Annotated in this window: 16 protein-coding genes; 3 read left to right on the top strand and 13 right to left on the bottom strand. The window is 67.2% G+C overall.

The annotated features are described in order from the left end of the window. Positions 1-17: 17 nt before the first annotated feature. The 5 genes from cysW to EL337_RS18240 all read right to left on the bottom strand — a co-directional run bounded on the left by cysW (position 18) and on the right by EL337_RS18240 (position 3,285). Positions 18-836: a sulfate ABC transporter permease subunit CysW gene (cysW, locus tag EL337_RS18225; RefSeq protein ID WP_048633084.1), complete on the bottom strand. Its 819-nt coding sequence runs from the start codon at positions 834-836 to the stop codon at positions 18-20. A gap of 19 nt (positions 837-855) precedes the next feature. Further along, positions 856-1,728, bottom strand: coding sequence for a sulfate ABC transporter permease subunit CysT (gene cysT, locus EL337_RS18230; RefSeq protein WP_048633085.1), 873 nt, complete (start codon positions 1,726-1,728; stop codon positions 856-858). Next, positions 1,725-2,750, bottom strand: coding sequence for a sulfate ABC transporter substrate-binding protein (locus tag EL337_RS18235; protein ID WP_048633086.1), 1,026 nt, complete (start codon positions 2,748-2,750; stop codon positions 1,725-1,727). The genes cysT and EL337_RS18235 overlap by 4 nt, the downstream gene beginning before the upstream one ends. A gap of 121 nt (positions 2,751-2,871) precedes the next feature. Then, complete coding sequence (locus EL337_RS29290) at positions 2,872-2,964, bottom strand: Ms4533A family Cys-rich leader peptide (protein WP_370737163.1); 93 nt, start codon at positions 2,962-2,964, stop codon at positions 2,872-2,874. 117 nt (positions 2,965-3,081) lie between these two features. Beyond that, positions 3,082-3,285 carry a hypothetical protein gene (locus EL337_RS18240; RefSeq protein ID WP_048633087.1) on the bottom strand — a complete coding sequence of 68 codons (204 nt, stop codon included), beginning with the start codon at positions 3,283-3,285 and terminating at the stop codon, positions 3,082-3,084. 85 nt (positions 3,286-3,370) lie between these two features. Here EL337_RS18240 and EL337_RS18245 point away from each other — a divergent pair, with 85 nt between their 5' ends. Together EL337_RS18245 and EL337_RS18250 are read left to right on the top strand one after the other, a co-directional pair. After that, a complete protein-coding gene (locus EL337_RS18245) occupies positions 3,371-5,377 on the top strand; it encodes a glycoside hydrolase family 15 protein (protein WP_048633088.1) in 2,007 nt (668 codons plus the stop codon). 75 nt (positions 5,378-5,452) lie between these two features. Further along, entirely contained in the window at positions 5,453-5,722 is a 270-nt protein-coding gene (locus tag EL337_RS18250) for an ANTAR domain-containing protein (RefSeq protein ID WP_048633089.1), read from the top strand. 7 nt (positions 5,723-5,729) lie between these two features. On the opposite strand, the gene EL337_RS18255 is transcribed toward EL337_RS18250, so the two are convergent. From EL337_RS18255 to EL337_RS18265, 3 genes are all read right to left on the bottom strand, one after another. Next, entirely contained in the window at positions 5,730-6,800 is a 1,071-nt protein-coding gene (locus EL337_RS18255; protein WP_048633090.1) for an aldo/keto reductase, read from the bottom strand. A gap of 323 nt (positions 6,801-7,123) precedes the next feature. Next, positions 7,124-7,846, bottom strand: a complete 723-nt coding sequence (locus EL337_RS18260) for a sensor domain-containing protein (protein ID WP_048633166.1) — start codon at positions 7,844-7,846, stop codon at positions 7,124-7,126. A gap of 33 nt (positions 7,847-7,879) precedes the next feature. After that, positions 7,880-8,626, bottom strand: coding sequence for a sensor domain-containing protein (locus tag EL337_RS18265; protein WP_048633091.1), 747 nt, complete (start codon positions 8,624-8,626; stop codon positions 7,880-7,882). 171 nt (positions 8,627-8,797) lie between these two features. Between EL337_RS18265 and EL337_RS18270 the strand changes: the two genes are divergently transcribed. Beyond that, positions 8,798-9,682: an NmrA family NAD(P)-binding protein gene (locus EL337_RS18270; protein ID WP_048633092.1), complete on the top strand. Its 885-nt coding sequence runs from the start codon at positions 8,798-8,800 to the stop codon at positions 9,680-9,682. Between the two features lie 8 nt (positions 9,683-9,690). Here EL337_RS18270 and EL337_RS18275 read toward each other — a convergent pair whose 3' ends face one another. From EL337_RS18275 to EL337_RS18295, 5 genes are all read right to left on the bottom strand, one after another. After that, the gene (locus tag EL337_RS18275; RefSeq protein ID WP_048633093.1) at positions 9,691-9,954 is read right to left on the bottom strand and encodes a hypothetical protein; all 264 of its coding nucleotides are present in this window, start codon (positions 9,952-9,954) and stop codon (positions 9,691-9,693) included. A gap of 77 nt (positions 9,955-10,031) precedes the next feature. Then, positions 10,032-10,619 (bottom strand): carbonic anhydrase, encoded by a 588-nt coding sequence (locus tag EL337_RS18280; RefSeq protein ID WP_048633094.1) that lies wholly within the window; start codon positions 10,617-10,619, stop codon positions 10,032-10,034. Between the two features lie 23 nt (positions 10,620-10,642). Then, positions 10,643-10,963 (bottom strand): P-II family nitrogen regulator, encoded by a 321-nt coding sequence (locus EL337_RS18285; protein ID WP_048633095.1) that lies wholly within the window; start codon positions 10,961-10,963, stop codon positions 10,643-10,645. Next, complete coding sequence (locus EL337_RS18290; protein WP_048633096.1) at positions 10,960-13,518, bottom strand: DUF2309 domain-containing protein; 2,559 nt, start codon at positions 13,516-13,518, stop codon at positions 10,960-10,962. Before EL337_RS18290 ends, EL337_RS18285 begins: the two co-directional genes overlap by 4 nt. Further along, positions 13,515-15,035 carry a proton-conducting transporter transmembrane domain-containing protein gene (locus EL337_RS18295; RefSeq protein WP_048633097.1) on the bottom strand — a complete coding sequence of 507 codons (1,521 nt, stop codon included), beginning with the start codon at positions 15,033-15,035 and terminating at the stop codon, positions 13,515-13,517. Before EL337_RS18295 ends, EL337_RS18290 begins: the two co-directional genes overlap by 4 nt. Between the last annotated feature and the right edge of the window lie 158 nt (positions 15,036-15,193).

The raw sequence follows: 15,193 nt of genomic DNA on the forward strand, positions 1-15,193 counted from the left end.
ACGTCTCTCATCTCTTGTCAGTCTTCTGTCCGGGCGCGCTTGCGCTGGGCGTCGAACACGATTTGCGCGATCAGCACCGTGACGGCCACGGCCATCAGCACCGTCGACACGGTGTAGGCGCCGTAGTCGTCACCGCGGGTGTAGCGGTCGTGCACCAGCAGCGTCAATGTCTGCGACTGCCCAGGCAAGTTCGACGACACCACCAGCACCGCGCCGAACTCGCCCAGCGTGCGGGCGACAGTCAGGACGACACCATAGGTCAGACCCCACCGGATGGAGGGCAACGTGATCCGCCAAAATGTCTGCCACGCATTGGCGCCCAACGTTGCGGACGCCTCCTCCTGGTCGGTGCCGAGTTCATGGAGAACCGGCTCGACTTCCCGGATGACGAACGGCAGCGTGACGAAGATGCTGGCCAGCACGATGCCCGGGAAACCGAAAATGATCGTGAGTCCGAGATCGTTCTGGACGAAACCGAACAGACCGGCTGTACCCCACAGCGCTATCAATGCCACACCGACGACCACCGGCGACACCGCGAATGGCAGGTCGATCGCCGCCTGCAGTGCGTTCTTACCGCGGAATTTCCTGCGCGCCAACACCAATGCCGTGGAGACACCGAACACCACGTTCAGCGGAACCACGATGGCGACCACGAGCAGCGACAGCGACAGCGCCGACTGCGCGGCAGGGGTCGTGATGGACGCCCAGAACGCGCCGAGGCCGGGCGCGAACGTCCGCCACAAGATCGATCCGAGCGGCACGATGAGCAGCGCGATGACGTAGAACAACGCGACGAAGCGCAGGATCAGGCGGGAGGGCAGCGCCAGGGTCATATGTCAGCCATCCCACTACTCATCGCGCCGCTGCCTCCCGCTTGGCCGCTCTGGCTCCGAAGTATCGCAAGACGAACAGTACAACGAACGAGATAGCCAGCAGCACAATCGAAATTGCGGCAGCCCCGGCGGGGTCGTCGTTCTCGATCAGGGTCCTGATCCACTGCGACGACACTTCGGTCTCGCCGGGGATCGCGCCGCCGATCAGCACGATCGAGCCGAATTCCCCGATGGCCCTGGAGAACGCCAGGCCGGCACCGGACAGCAGAGACGGTGCCAGCGCGGGCAGGATCACCCGGGTGAAGATCGTGATGTTGCCGGCGCCCAGCGAAGCCGCCGCTTCCTCGACCTCACGGTCCAGCTCCAGCAGCACCGGCTGCACCGCCCGGACGACGAAGGGCAGCGTGACGAACGCCAACGCGACGCCGACACCCCAAGCAGTGTGCTGGATGTGGATACCGACCGGGCTGGACGGCCCGTAGAGGGCCAGCAGCACCAGGCTGGCCACGATCGTCGGCAATGCGAACGGAAGGTCGATGATCGCGTCGACGACGCGTTTTCCCGGGAACTCGTCACGTACCAGAACCCAGGCGATGAGCAATCCGAACACCCCGTTGACCACCGTGACGATGACCGAGATCGTCAGCGTGACCTCGAAGGACGCGATAGCCGACGGTGACGTGACCGCCGAGACGAAGGCGTTCCAGCCGCCTTTGGCCGAGATCCACACGATGGCGGCCAGGGGCAGCAGGACGATGATCGACAGCCACACCACCGCGACACCGACCTGCAGACTGGCGCCGCCGGGTTTCCGCAGCCCCGCCCGTCCGCCCGGCGCTGGGGTCAGCTCCGGGCGGGAGGCTTCGGGATTCGGGTCGAGAGTAGAGGTCATCCAGTGGCCTGCTTGTAGATCTTGGTGATAGTGCCGTTGTCCTTGTCGAACAACTCGGTGTCGACTGCGCTCCACCCACCCAGATCGTCGATGGTCCACAACTTCTCGGGAGCGGGGAACTTGTCGGCGTACTCGGCGGCCACGGCGGGGTCGACCGGCCGGAACCCGGCGTCGGCCCACACCTTCTGGCCCTCCGGGGTGAACTGGAAGTCGACGAAGGCCTGGGCCTTGTCCGCATGCTGGCTGGTGTTGACCACCGCGGTCGGATTCTCGATCTTGAAGGTCTGCGCCGGGTTGACGTGCTCGAGATCGAAGTTGAGTGCCTCGTTCTCGTAGGCCAGCAGCACGTCACCGCTGCCCTGCCGGAATACGTCGGTCGCCTCGCGACCCGAGCCGGGACGCAGCTTCACGTGCTCGGTGACGAGCTTGTTGACGAAATCGATACCGGCCTGCGGATTCTGGCCACCGTTGCTGGCATAGGCGTACGGCGCCAGCAGGTTCCACTTGGCGGCGCCGGAGCTCAGCGGGCTCGGCGTGATGACCTCGATACCGGGCTGCAGCAGATCGTCCCAGGTGCGGATGTTCTTCGGGTTACCGGGACGGACGGCGAAGGTCACGATCGAGCCGAACGCGATGCCCTTGTTGGGGCCGGCATTCCAGTCCTCGTCGACCTTGCCCGCCTTGACCAGACGGGTGATGTCGGGTTCGACGGAAAAATTGACCACGTCGGCGGGCTTACCGGCCTCGACGCTGCGGGACTGGTCACCGGAGGCACCGTAGGACCCGGTGACCTCGACGCCCTTGCCCTCTTCGGTGGCGGCGAACGCGGGTGCGGCCTTCGACCAGCCCGGTTCCGGTACCGCGAAGGCCACCAGGGTCAGCGTGGTCTCGGCGCTACCGCTGCCGCCGTCCCCACCGGCCACGTCACTGGCGCCGCCGCCGCAGGCCGCGAGCACCGTCGCCGATATCGCGAGCGCGGCCGCTGTGCGCCAGTTCTTGGTGGATTTCAGGTGTTTCTGCATTGATGACCTTTCCCAGGTGTTCGGACTTCAGACGTGAGTCCCGTTCCGGAAAGGCAGGTGCGCACCTGGTGGCAGCTACGCCACAGCCGTCACCGACGCCGAGCCGCGAACGGGCAGGGTGTCAGCGACAACAACAGACATCAGCAACGGCAGCGAAACCCACGGCAATGAGGGCCACGATGTGACCACCCTTGTTGCCGGACGCCGTATGCATGGCGCGAAGAATAACAGAGTGGCCGGGAAGCTCATCTGGTGAGCAGCCACATGACGATGACGAGCACCACCAGCGCAACCAGGGCCAGCGTCACGCGTGAGCGCGGCATGCTGCTCATCAGGCGCCTCCCCCGCTGTCGTCGTCGGTGTGCCGGATGCGGTGCAGAACCCTGATGCCGTTGCCCAGCGCGGCGTCGAGCACCACCGCGGTCACGAATGCCAGAACGAGCACCACGGGCATCACCACCACGGTCTGCGCCACGAACGACAGCCCCGACAACCACAGCTCCACGCTGTCCCACCAGTTGAGGAAGCCGTCCATCACGCCAGACTATGCGCCCGGCGCCCGGGCGAAACACCGGGTGTTCCGGTAGACGCCAGGGTGCCCGGCAGTCGATGATGAGCAAATGGTTCTGCAGCACTCCGAGGCTTCCGAGGCTTCGTTTCCCAACGGCGAGTCATCTGCGTTGACTTTGCCCGCGCCGACGGCGTACTACAGCCCCGGCCCGCTGCGGAACCCGTTCCCGCCTATCGCGGACTACGCGTTTCTGTCCGACTGCGAGAACACCTGCCTGGTGTCGTCGGCAGGTTCAGTGGAGTGGCTGTGCGTTCCGCGGCCCGACTCCCCCAGCGTGTTCGGCGCGATCCTGGACCGTGGCGCCGGCCACTTCCGCCTCGGGCCGTACGGGGTCTCCGTGCCCGCGGCGCGGCGTTACCTGCCGGGCAGCCTGATCTTGGAGACCACCTGGCAGACCCACACAGGCTGGGTGATCGTGCGCGACGCGCTGGTGATGGGGCCATGGCACGACCTGGAGACCCGCTCACGCACCCACCGCCGCACCCCGATGGACTGGGATGCCGAGCACATCCTGCTGCGCACGGTGCGTTGCGTGAGCGGCACGGTCGAACTGGTCATGAGCTGCGAACCGTCGTTCGACTACCACCGGACCAGCGCGCACTGGGAGTACTCCGCGCAGGCCTATGGCGAGGCGATCGCACGCGCCACCAAGGACCCCGACTCCCATCCGACGCTGCGCCTGACCACCAACCTGCGGATCGGTCTGGAGGGCCGCGAAGCGCGCGCCCGCACCCGGTTGAGCGAAGGCGACAACGTATTCGTCGCACTCAGCTGGTCCGGCCATCCCGCGCCCCAGACCTTCGAAGAGGCCGCCGACAAGATGTGGAAGACCAGCGAATGCTGGCGGCAGTGGATCAACGTCGGCGACTTCCCCGACCACCCGTGGCGGTCCTACCTCCAGCGCAGCGCGCTGACGCTGAAGGGGTTGACCTACTCCCCGACCGGTGCACTGCTGGCCGCCCCCACCACCTCGTTGCCGGAAACGCCTCAGGGCGAACGCAACTGGGATTACCGGTACGCCTGGGTGCGCGACTCGACGTTCGCGTTGTGGGGGCTGTACACGCTGGGACTCGATCGCGAGGCCGACGACTTCTTCGCGTTCATCGCCGACGTCTCGGGTGCCAACAACGGCCAGCGCCACCCCTTGCAGGTGATGTACGGCGTCGGCGGGGAACGCACACTCGTCGAAGAGGAGCTCAACCACCTGTCCGGGTACGACAACGCCCGCCCGGTGCGCATCGGCAACGGTGCGTTCGACCAGATGCAGCACGACATCTGGGGCACGATGCTCGATTCGGTGTATTTGCACACCAAATCTCGCGAACAGATCCCCGAGACGTTGTGGCCGGTGCTCAAGGAACAGGTCGAGGAGGCCATCAAGCACTGGCGTGAACCCGACCGCGGCATCTGGGAGGTGCGCGGCGAACCGCAGCACTTCACATCCAGCAAGATCATGTGCTGGGTGGCGCTGGACCGCGGCGCGAAGCTCGCCGAGCTGGAAGGCGAGAAGTCCTACGCCCAGCAGTGGCGCGTGATTGCCGAGGAGATCAAGGCCGACATCCTCGAACACGGCGTCGACGAACGCGGCGTACTCACCCAGCGCTACGGCGACCCTGCGCTGGATGCCTCCCTGCTGCTGGCTGTGCTGACCCGCTTCCTTCCACCGAATGACCCGCGGATCCGTGCCACGGTGATGGCGATCGCCGACGAACTGACCGAGGAAGGTCTGGTGCTGCGCTACCGGGTGGAGGAGACCGACGACGGCCTGGCCGGCGAAGAGGGCACCTTCACCATCTGCTCGTTCTGGCTGGTGTCGGCGCTGGTCGAGATCGGCGAGATCCACCGGGCCAGGCACCTGTGCGAGCGCCTGCTGTCGTTCGCCAGCCCGCTGCACCTCTACGCCGAGGAGATCGAGCCACGCACGGGCCGGCACCTCGGCAACTTCCCGCAGGCGTTCACCCACCTGGCGTTGATCAACGCGGTGGTGCACGTGATCCGCGCCGAGGAGGAGGCCGACAGCTCGGGCGGTTTCCAGCCGGCCAACGCACCTGTGTAACGGGATCGTCGCGGTTTTGCGTCTGCCCGCGCAGAAAGCTCCCCCGGACGGCGGTGAGCGCGGATCATCAGTGTCATGAGTCTGACCGGGACGGACGAGACGTCGCGTCAAGTCATCGATATCGCTGTCGGCATCCTGATCGGCCTCCGCGGATGCTCGCGCCGCGAAGCCTTCGACGAGCTGGTGCGGGTGGTGCATCAGACCGGTCTTGGGCTCGGTGCGATCGCGTCAGGCCTGGTCGCGATCGCCAGTGGGTCGGCATCGGCCGATCATGCCGAGGCCTTCACCGCATGGGGCGAGCTGATCAGAACCCGCCGCACCGGCCGGTTGGCCACCGCGAGCTGACGCACCGCTAGAGATCTGAGCTCTCGCGCCACAGGTCGATACCGGACTCGGACGCGTACCCGTCGATTTCGTCGAGTTCTTCCGGGGTGAAGGCAAGGTTGTCCAGCGCACCGAGGTTTTCCTCGAGTTGAGCCACGCTCGACGCGCCGATGAGCGTGGACGCCACGGTGGGGTCGCGAAGCACCCAAGCCAATGCCAGCTGCGCCAGGGTCTGACCCCGACGCTCGGCGATCCCGGCGAGTCCTTGGAGTTTCGCGCGGACATCGTCGGTCACCAGTTGGTCGTCGAAAGTCGGACGGGCCGTGGCGCGATCGACGTCGGCCGCGGACTGCTGAAGGTATCGGTCAGTGAGAAGGCCTTGTCCCAGCGCGGTGAACGCGATCGCACCCATCCCGGCGTTGGCGAGTTCGGTGTTGAGGCCGCCTTCGATCCAGCGGTTGAGAAGCGAGTACGACGGCTGATGGATCACCAGCGGGGTACCCAGCCGACGTGCGATGGCCGCCGATTCAGCGGTCTTGGCAGCTGAGTACGACGAGATACCCACGTAGCGCGCCTTTCCTGCACGGACCGCGGCGTCGAGGGCACCGATGGTCTCCTCGAGCGGGGTCGTCGGATCGATGCGATGCGAGTAGAAGATGTCGACGTAGTCGAGGCCGAGGCGGGCGAGCGACTCATCAAGGCTGGCAAGCAGATACGTGCGGCTGCCGAGCTGACCATAGGGTCCTGGCCACATGTCCCATCCCGCCTTGGTGGAGATGATGAGCTCGTTGCGGTACGGCTTGAAGTCGCGACGCAGCATCCGACCGAAGTTCTCCTCGGCCGAACCGTACGGTGGGCCGTAATTGTTGGCCAGGTCGAAGTGGGTGATGCCCCGGTCGAACGCGTGCCGCAACACCTGTCGCTGGACGTCGAAAGGCCGGTTGTCGCCGAAGTTGTACCAAAGCCCGAGAGAGATAGCCGGCAATAGAAGCCCTGATGTGCCCACCCGGCGATAGGGCATCGCAGCGTATCGGTCCCGCGCCGCCACCCATGGATCGTGGGTGAAGGGAACGTCGGCGATCGCAAAGTCCTCGGCCATAGATCTCATCCTTTCAGTCGTGATGAGCCGGACGCGCCCGCGGGGTGTCCACCCGCAATGACCGTGATGGACGTGCGCGACGCAATCCGAGCTCACCATGTCGGTGATACCCGGCTGAGGCGGCTCTATGCCGGCGAGACCGACGGTGAACTCGCCACTGGACCGAACGTGTTCTGCGCCCCCGCAGACCGGTCAGCCACCGAGGGTGCGGGCCCTATCGACCCGGGTTGCGTAAAGCCGGCGTGCGCGTTTTGCGCCAATGCCGCTGCAGCGCATGCGATTCCGATACCTTGTCGCGAGCGCAACCAGCGTCGGCGTGCCTCTTACTCGGCCGCGTTTTGGATCATCGCGTCGGCGATCGCGGCGGCCTCGTCGGTGATGCTGTAGCCGCACGCCCACGCTTCCACCGTGAGGTTCGACACCACGGACAGCGCATGCTGGCAGGCCCAGCCGTCGGCACCCTCCTGGGTGGTCTTCTGGGTGATCAGGGTGTCGCCGACGCCGACCTCGCCGAGTTCCCACAGATAGTCGCCCTCCCCGACCGCGATCGCAGAGGTGGCGCAGTCCTGCCAGGTGGACGACGAGTCGGCGAAGAATCTCTCGGCGTTCCCGGACGACGGGTACAGCACAGCGGTCTGCTCGACCCAGTGGTCGTTGTCCTCGTCGGGTTCGCGCGCCAGCTGGTCCCGCATCGCCGTCCAGCCGGTGCCCGCATACACCGGCGCCTCGGCGCCGTACACCGCACCGAGGCAATCAGGATCTGACACCTCCGCAGAATGGTCGGTCATCTCCTCGAGCTCGCTGGTCACTTCCAGCCGCGTCGAGCCGACGATCTCGTTGAGTTCATCGACGGTCAGCAGGATCGCATCGAGTCGGGTTTCGTCAAGCGGCGGGATGTCGACCGGACCGATGCCATGGCTGCGCACCGCCGTCCCCTTGACTTCGCTGACACACCCCGAGAGCAGCGCAGACGCCGCGAACAGCGCCCCGGCAGCGCGCACGCATCGGATCGCGGCGTCGTTTCTCACCGAGTCATTATCAGCCATCGCCGACCACACCACGCGCGGCTTGGGTAGACGTCAGCGCACGGCGGCGATCTTGTCGCGGATCACGTCCACCACCGCGACCGCGCCCTGGACGTTGCCGACAGGGCGAGGATCGGTGAGCTCGACCTCGACGATGCAGTCACCGGCGAGCCCGACGGCGCGCAGGCCGGTCGGCGACCCGGTGCCGCCCGAAGCGTGCAGCACATGTGCCGCGATCACGTGCTCGCCGAACGTGACGTCGGTGACCCTGCTGAGCTCGTCGGCGCCGTTGGCCTGCGCGTTCAGGGTCACGGTCTGTCCGTTGCAGCGTCGCCACTGGTCGGTGACCGAGGCGAAGAATTCCTGTGCCGCCACCGGGCTGGCCATCTGGACGACGCCGAAGAACCCCGACACCGGCGGGCCGTCGAAGCCGCCGCCGGCCCAGGTGTTGCTGGCCACCGATTGCACCGGGCTGGCGTCGTAGACGATCTCCTGGAGGCGGTACGGGGCGCTGACGCACTCCGCGGGCGCCGCCTGGCCGTCGGCCACGCTGGTCAGCAGCACGCCCGCATCACCGGCGACCGGTCGGCCCATCATGCTGTTCGGTCCGGTGCCCAACACTGCCGACAGTTCAGTGGCCGTCGGCAGGAACGGGCCGAGAGGGACAGCCGGCGACGGCTGGGCCGCCTCGACGATGCGCACCACCGGCCGCTCGTCGGCGGGCGCGCCCGCACAGCCGGCAAGGACCAGGCCCGCGGCGGCGATCGACGCCGCGAGGCGCCCCGACTGCGCACCTGCCATCTCTGCCCCCGAACCGTCGACTTGGATAACACTTCAACACGGTTCGTGCCTTCGCGCGACCGCTTCGGCCAGACCCCGCACCCAAAACCGATCCATTCCGACTCGTCGATCGGGCGGCACGACCTCACCGATGCACGGCACGACCGCGACGACCCGTGGTAGGCACGTCTGATGCTGCTCATCACCGGACCGAGCGGCAACGTCGGTCACGAGCTGGTGGAACTGCTCCGCGTGAGGACCGACCCGCACTCATGGCGGATAGCCAGTCGCCATCCTGAGATGTTGCGGGACCGTGTCGGTGACGGCGCCCAGGTCAGCGCCTTCGACTTCTTCGACCGTACGACGTGGCCTGCGGCGCTTCGCGACGTGACGGCGCTGTTCCTGCTGTTCCCGTTGCCGGGCAACAAGGCAGCTCGCGAGGCGGTCATCCCGTTCGTGCACGCCGCTGACGACGCCGGGTGCAGGCACGTCGTGTACGTCTCGGTGTTCGGCGCCGACCGGGCCCCGTTCATCCCTCACCACAAAGTCGAGGCAGCCCTGCAGGCCAGCACGATGAGCTCCACCATCCTGCGGTGCAGCTTCTTCATGCAGAACCTGCACCGTGCGATCTCCACTCACGGCATCGACATCGCCGACCGCGGAGAACTGTTCATTCCGGCCGGGTCCGGCCGGACCACATTCATCGACGCCCGCGACGCCGCAGAGGTCGCTGCCCTGGCACTGACCGACGTCGCCTCGCATCGCGACCGCGTCCACCGTTTGACCGGATCCGCCGCGATGAGCATGGACGAGGTCGCCAAAGCGATGAGCGACCAATTGGATCACCCGATCACGTACACCCGTCCCAGTCTCGCGCGGTTCGCAGCTCGACTGCGCCGGCGCGGAGTGGGTTGGGACACGATCGGGTTCATGTCCGCGATCTATACCCTGACCCGCCTGGGGCAGAACCAACCGATCACCGACGACGTCGCGACGCTGCTGGGGCGGCCACCTCGCACCATGCGAGAGTTCCTGCGCGACAACGCATGGCGGTGGCGCGATCATGCCTGGACCTGACGGCACCGTCACCCGTTGCGGATGTGCCGCACGGAGGCGCGGCACCACCTGTCGAACGCCTGGACCGCCGCCGGCGCCCACTGCTGCCCCAATCGGTCGAGTACCGCAACGGTGACGAGCAGCGATACCAGCATCGTGATCAGCCCGAGCGCGGGGTGCAGTGCTGCGGATACGGCGGTCAGGTTGAACACGGCCATGAGGATGACCACGGTGACGACCGCGAATTTGGCGCCGCCGAAGTTCGCGCCGGCATCAGGGTGAGGACTGGTCATCAACTTCTCCTCGGGACCTCAAGATCAACGAAGCGCATTTCACGCGGCAAGCAGCGCGACATCACGTGCGCTTGGGCCTAGACGACCTCGACGAGCCCGACCGCGCTCTCGTCGACAGCGCCGATGGTGGCGTGCACCTGCACCGCCCTATCGGTGGAAACATAGGTGGCACAGACAATTCCGCATGTGCCGTTGTCTACCCGACTGGACAGAATCGGAGAGCGTTGAGCGAGAGCGAGGCCGGTCTCGACAGCATGGGCAGCGGCGACCGACTGCACCGAGTCGGCGATCGTCCCGCGCCGCACCACAGACAGCAGAGCATGTTCGACCACTCGGCGCATCGATCCGCCGGGCAGTTCCGTGTGTTCCCACGCCTTCAGTGCCGCGGTCATGGCCGGGCAGTCGTCATGTCCGAGCACGACGATGAGCGGCACCTCCAGGCATTCGACGGCGTACTCGAAGCTACCGAGCACGCCTGCGTCCACGGTGTGGCCCCATGTACTGATGTCGAGCAGGGCGCCGGGGCCCTGGCCGAAGACCGTCTCATTGGTGAGACGGGCATCGGCACAGCGGAAGACGGCAGCGATCGGCCGGTCCACCGACTGCTCGCAGCGCAGCCGGTTGCCGGCGCGCAGCCGCTGCCAGGTATCACGTGGGAGGTTCATGGGCTGTTCCTTTCGTTGTGGTTTCAGCTGAAGTACTCAGGCCTGCTGACGTAGGTCTCGGTCACGAACATCACGCCCGAGGACGCGTCCAGCAGGGGGCGCAGGCCCGCCAGCAACGCCTCGACCCTGGAGTCGGGCACCACGGTGATGATCAATTCGAGGGCGGCTTGCTGGTTGAACAACAGTCGGCCCTGGTGGTAGCCGTGGTGGCCGAGCCCGGAGACCCCGGACAGGCTGGTGTATCCGGTGGCGCCGACGCTTCCGATGAGCTCCCGGACCGCCGGCGCGTCGCTTCCGGTGACGACGACTTCGATTTTGGTCATCTTGGCCAGGGCGGGTGTCATGGAATCATCTCCTCGTCGTGAAGCGCTTGTGAGCAATGGGTTTCGGTCCACAACTGCCAGCCGGCCCGCGTCCAGCGCTGCCATGGGTGGGCGGGATGTTCGCGGGCCGCGACGGTCACCCAGTCGTTGCCGAACAGCTGTTGCAGGATCGGGTTGCGTCCGACCACGGTGTCGATGCGTGTCAGCGGCGCCTGGACGACCGCCAAGAGCCGAAGGGGCTCGTGCAACAACCGGTCCCGATAGCTGACCGACTGCCATGGCAGCCCCAGCCGGAGGTCGCCGACGTGGCCGGTGATCACGCCGACGTTGCCGACGACGTTGTGGACCGTCTTGGTCCCAGCCCCGAAGACATCCGGGGCCACAGCGGAGAAGTAGTACTGGCAGTTGATCCACTGCGCCACCACCAGTGGCGCGGTCAGAATGGTCTCCAACGCCGTGGCGTCGTCGTCGGTGTCCGCGTCGTAGGAGTGCAGGAAGGTGCGCCGGTGTAGGTCTAGTCCGCGGGTGACGTCGCGGGGAGCGATGACGAATGCGGCATTGCCGGCCAGCCCCCACTCCGGGTACACCTGCGCCCAGTCGACCGATCTGCGTCCGACGTGCCTGGCAGCGGCGCGGGCCGAGAAGCGCCGCCGGGCGCCCGGCAGCACCGCGCACCGCTCGGCTGCCAGCGCACGTCCGGCACGCGCGAGATCGGCTTCGAGGCGGGCGACGTCGCGACGGTGGTCAGGAGAGATCAGGTGGGCGTCGAGCACGGTGATCCGGTCGGTGGCGGTGTCATGCAGGGCCGCGACGACGTGTGTGTGATCCGGGATGTCGATGCCCGCACTGCGCAACTCGTCGCGGACGTCGGACTGGTTGAGGATCCGTGCCGCCGCGCGGGCGTTGGGCCCGCCGCCCTGCCCACCGCAGGCACCGCAGTCCAGTGACGCTTGGTACGGGTTGTTCTCGGTGTCGCTGTGGTGCCCGCACAGGACCACCAAGCGTCCGAATCCCGTTGTCAGACCGATGGTTTTCAATGTCACCTGCGCGAAGAGCACGCGCTCGTGCAGCGGCATCGACTCTACGTTCAGCAGCGTCTGAGCCGCAGGGGTGATCATGTCGCGCAGCCTGCGCCGCACCCCGGCGACGGCCGACGGGGTCAGGGTCTTGGCCGCTGACAGGGGGGCTGCGATCCAGCCGGCGGCCTCGGCGAGAACGAAAGGTGCAGCCGCAGACTCCTTGGCGACATGGAATGCCGTCTCGGCCCCGCTAAGGCTGGTGGCGCCGCTCACCCGGCGCTCGGCGGCGCGACGAGCGTGCGGCGCAGGCTCTTCCGCGATGTCGTGGTTGGGTGAGATCAGCACTGGACACAGGTCGGCTGGCGCGCCTCCCAGCAGGTCGGTGAATCGGATCGCGACGGCAAAGAAACCTGCGAATCCCAGGGTCTGGTAGTCACCGCACGATTCGAGGTGGCGGCGCAGCCCTTCCGATCGGGTGTCGATGCACGTGATCAGGTGGGTGTGCGCGGGCGGGTGCTTCCGCGGTAGGCGCGAGGACAGGTCGGCGAGCAGCCGGTCCTGATAGTGAGCCTCGAATGCGTTCTGCCAGATCATCTGGCGGGCCGGTGTCGGCAACGCCGCCAGGATCCGCGCCGCCGTCGCCAGATCGGACTCGGTGACGTCACTGATCCCGCACGCCTCGAGCAGGTGCGCAGCGCGGTCCTTGGCCGTCCACAGAGCCGGAAGAGCCGGCTCGGTGGGCTGGCTACGGCGGTTGTCCAGAAGCGCCGCTTCATAACTCAGCCGCATTGCCAGGTATTGCAGCAGGTCGACGCCGACGTCACGGTCGGCGCACCAGTTCACGTGCGCGGCCCAGCCCGGCAGCCGGGTCAGGTGGGCCTGCAAATAGGTGACCCGGTCGCCGTCGGCGACGCCGAGAGCGTCCAGCGCCACCAGCACAGCGTCGTCCGGCCGTTCGGCGACGCCGCGCAACCTGGCCCGCACGGTGCGCGTCAGGGTGCGATCGGTCGGCGCGAGTGCGCGCCACGCCGGGTAGAAACCCTGCTCGCGGCCGGGCATCGGCCAACTCGCCTCGCCGAGGAACGCCGCCATCCACTTCGCGGCTTGCGTATCGACGATGTCGGCGTCGCCGGTGGCCCACTCTTCGGCGCGAGTTCGATACCGCCGCTGTGGTTCTGGGGCGGGAACCCCGTACAGAAGGTCGGCACGCAGCAGAGCCGTGGCTGTCACCCGCCGGTTCTCCAGCTGCAGGCCCGGCTCCTCGGCGAGTCTCGGATAGCGGCGTGCGAGCGCTCGGTCCAAGTCGGCATCGGTGATACGCCCCTGGTGGTACAGCCTGCGGAACATGGCCTCGGGCAGGGTGCCCGGTGTCCCGTAGAGGTCGCCCGCACGCCGGACGGCCTGTTCGAATGGCATCGCCTGCAGTCCGGCCAAAGGGTTCACCGCGATGAAGGTGTCCAGCGGATAATGCGTGGGCAGCACCCGCGCGGAAAGCCGGATGTCACTGCGTAGCCGGGCCCGGGCCGAGTCCGGTCGGGTTGAGGTCGCCTCGGTCATCGTTGTGCTCCTGTCGTGGCCGGGTGGACGCTTCCTGCGCTGAGCACGTGGGTATAGACGACACGTCGCAGGGCATCGGCTACGCGCGACCCGCGCAGGCCCGCCAGCGTGCCGAGCAGGATCAGCGCGGCAGTGACGGTCGCCCACACGGCGGGCGGGGCAGCCGGGGTGTCAGGCAGTGCCGGCGCGAGGAATTCGGTAGCCGTGCTGATCAGCGCGACGTAGCCCACCGCGGCGAGAAGCAAGACGGCTCCGGCACTCACTGCGCCCGCGACGTTGGGGCGGCGCTGGAGCCAGCCCCAGGTGGCGGCCGCGCCCGTCACCCATGCGAACAGCAGAAGGGCCTGCTCTGCGGCATGGGTGTGCGTCCAGGTCGAGAAGAGCTCAGCAGCGGCCGACAACGCGACCAGAGGGAGCGCCGCGGCGGTGACGAGATTGACCAGCCGCCGGCGCCCGGCCGGACGTGGGGCGGCGGGCAGTGCAGCGAACCGGCGGTGCCGGGCGATCGCCGATCCGGAGGACAGGAACAACGTGGCTTTGTAGAAGCCGTGGGCCACCAGGTGGATGACTGTTGCGGCCCATAGGCCGAGTCCACACGTGAGGATCATGAACCCCATCTGGGCCATGGTCGAATGTGCAAGCGCACCTTTGATATCCGGCTTCACGAGCATGATGGCGGCGCCGTAGGCCATGGTGGTGGTGCCGGCGATGACGAGTAGGCCTGCCGCCAACGCGGGGCTGGGCAGCGGGCTCAAGCGGATCAACAGAATCCCACCGGCGTTCACCACCCCGGCATGCAGCAATGCCGACACCGGGGTGGGTGCCGCCAGGGTCGCCGGCAGCCAGCGGTGGAACGGGATTTGCGCGGACCGCGACAGCGCGGCGACCACGATCAGTACCGACACCAACGTCGCCATCGCGGCGTCGGGGCGGGTGGCCGAAAGGGCGGCCATGTCACCGTTTTCCGTACGGACGATGATCAGACCCACCGCCACCCACAGGGCGCCGTCGCCGATCAGGAACGCGACCGCGGCACGGCGGACACCGTCCCGCGCGCTCGGCAGTTGCCAGTAAGTACCCAAGAGCAGGCACAGTGCGACGCCTGCGGCGGTCCAACCTACAGCGATGCCGATCAGCGTGGTGGCCGTGGCCATCACCGCGGACGCTGCCGTGAGGAGCCCGGCACCGGCGGTGAACCACCAGGCCCGCGGGTCGCCGGCGAGGTACCGGACCGCGAACGCCTGTGCCACGGTGCTCACTCCGAAAATCAGCAGCAGCACCGCCACCGCCAGCCGATCGGCGGCAAATGCGAGCACACCCGTTCCGAGGGCGGCTTGCTCGCCGCGCGCGGAGCTCACGGCCAGCCCGGCGACAAGGATGAATCCTGATCCTGCGGCCAGGGCGCCGAGCCGCGTGGCAAGCACCGGGACCCGACGGCCGACCGTGGTCGCCGCCACGGCGGCAAGCAGCGGCGCCGCGAGCACTGCGGTGAGTGCGGCTTCGTCCAACACCAACATACGAAGCAAATTACGTGTAATTAATTGCGGGTGTCAACCCCCGATTCCGGTCGGCAGTCCGGTGCGGGCGGTCGGATACTTACGAAGCACATTTCGTGTGTTAGTATTCGCGTTACCAGATTCGGTCGGATGAGCAACGCTGATGCATGCGGGAAATG

Source organism: Mycolicibacterium aurum, assembly GCF_900637195.1.
GTDB classification, from domain to species: domain Bacteria; phylum Actinomycetota; class Actinomycetes; order Mycobacteriales; family Mycobacteriaceae; genus Mycobacterium; species Mycobacterium aurum.

Excerpts from the sequence above, each read along its gene's own strand:
- EL337_RS18290 (WP_048633096.1), bottom strand. The coding sequence starts at position 13,518 with ATGACCGAGGCGACCTCAACCCGACCGGACTCGGCCCGGGCCCGGCTA.
- EL337_RS18275 (WP_048633093.1), bottom strand. The coding sequence starts at position 9,954 with ATGACCAGTCCTCACCCTGATGCCGGCGCGAACTTCGGCGGCGCCAAA.
- EL337_RS18260 (WP_048633166.1), bottom strand. The coding sequence starts at position 7,846 with ATGGCTGATAATGACTCGGTGAGAAACGACGCCGCGATCCGATGCGTG.
- EL337_RS18270 (WP_048633092.1), top strand. The coding sequence starts at position 8,798 with ATGCTGCTCATCACCGGACCGAGCGGCAACGTCGGTCACGAGCTGGTG.
- EL337_RS18295 (WP_048633097.1), bottom strand. The coding sequence starts at position 15,035 with ATGTTGGTGTTGGACGAAGCCGCACTCACCGCAGTGCTCGCGGCGCCG.
- EL337_RS29290 (WP_370737163.1), bottom strand. The coding sequence starts at position 2,964 with ATGCATACGGCGTCCGGCAACAAGGGTGGTCACATCGTGGCCCTCATT.
- EL337_RS18235 (WP_048633086.1), bottom strand. The coding sequence starts at position 2,750 with ATGCAGAAACACCTGAAATCCACCAAGAACTGGCGCACAGCGGCCGCG.
- EL337_RS18240 (WP_048633087.1), bottom strand. The coding sequence starts at position 3,285 with ATGGACGGCTTCCTCAACTGGTGGGACAGCGTGGAGCTGTGGTTGTCG.
- EL337_RS18285 (WP_048633095.1), bottom strand. The coding sequence starts at position 10,963 with ATGACACCCGCCCTGGCCAAGATGACCAAAATCGAAGTCGTCGTCACC.
- EL337_RS18255 (WP_048633090.1), bottom strand. The coding sequence starts at position 6,800 with ATGGCCGAGGACTTTGCGATCGCCGACGTTCCCTTCACCCACGATCCA.
- cysT (WP_048633085.1), bottom strand. The coding sequence starts at position 1,728 with ATGACCTCTACTCTCGACCCGAATCCCGAAGCCTCCCGCCCGGAGCTG.
- EL337_RS18280 (WP_048633094.1), bottom strand. The coding sequence starts at position 10,619 with ATGAACCTCCCACGTGATACCTGGCAGCGGCTGCGCGCCGGCAACCGG.
- EL337_RS18250 (WP_048633089.1), top strand. The coding sequence starts at position 5,453 with ATGAGTCTGACCGGGACGGACGAGACGTCGCGTCAAGTCATCGATATC.
- cysW (WP_048633084.1), bottom strand. The coding sequence starts at position 836 with ATGACCCTGGCGCTGCCCTCCCGCCTGATCCTGCGCTTCGTCGCGTTG.
- EL337_RS18265 (WP_048633091.1), bottom strand. The coding sequence starts at position 8,626 with ATGGCAGGTGCGCAGTCGGGGCGCCTCGCGGCGTCGATCGCCGCCGCG.
- EL337_RS18245 (WP_048633088.1), top strand. The coding sequence starts at position 3,371 with ATGGTTCTGCAGCACTCCGAGGCTTCCGAGGCTTCGTTTCCCAACGGC.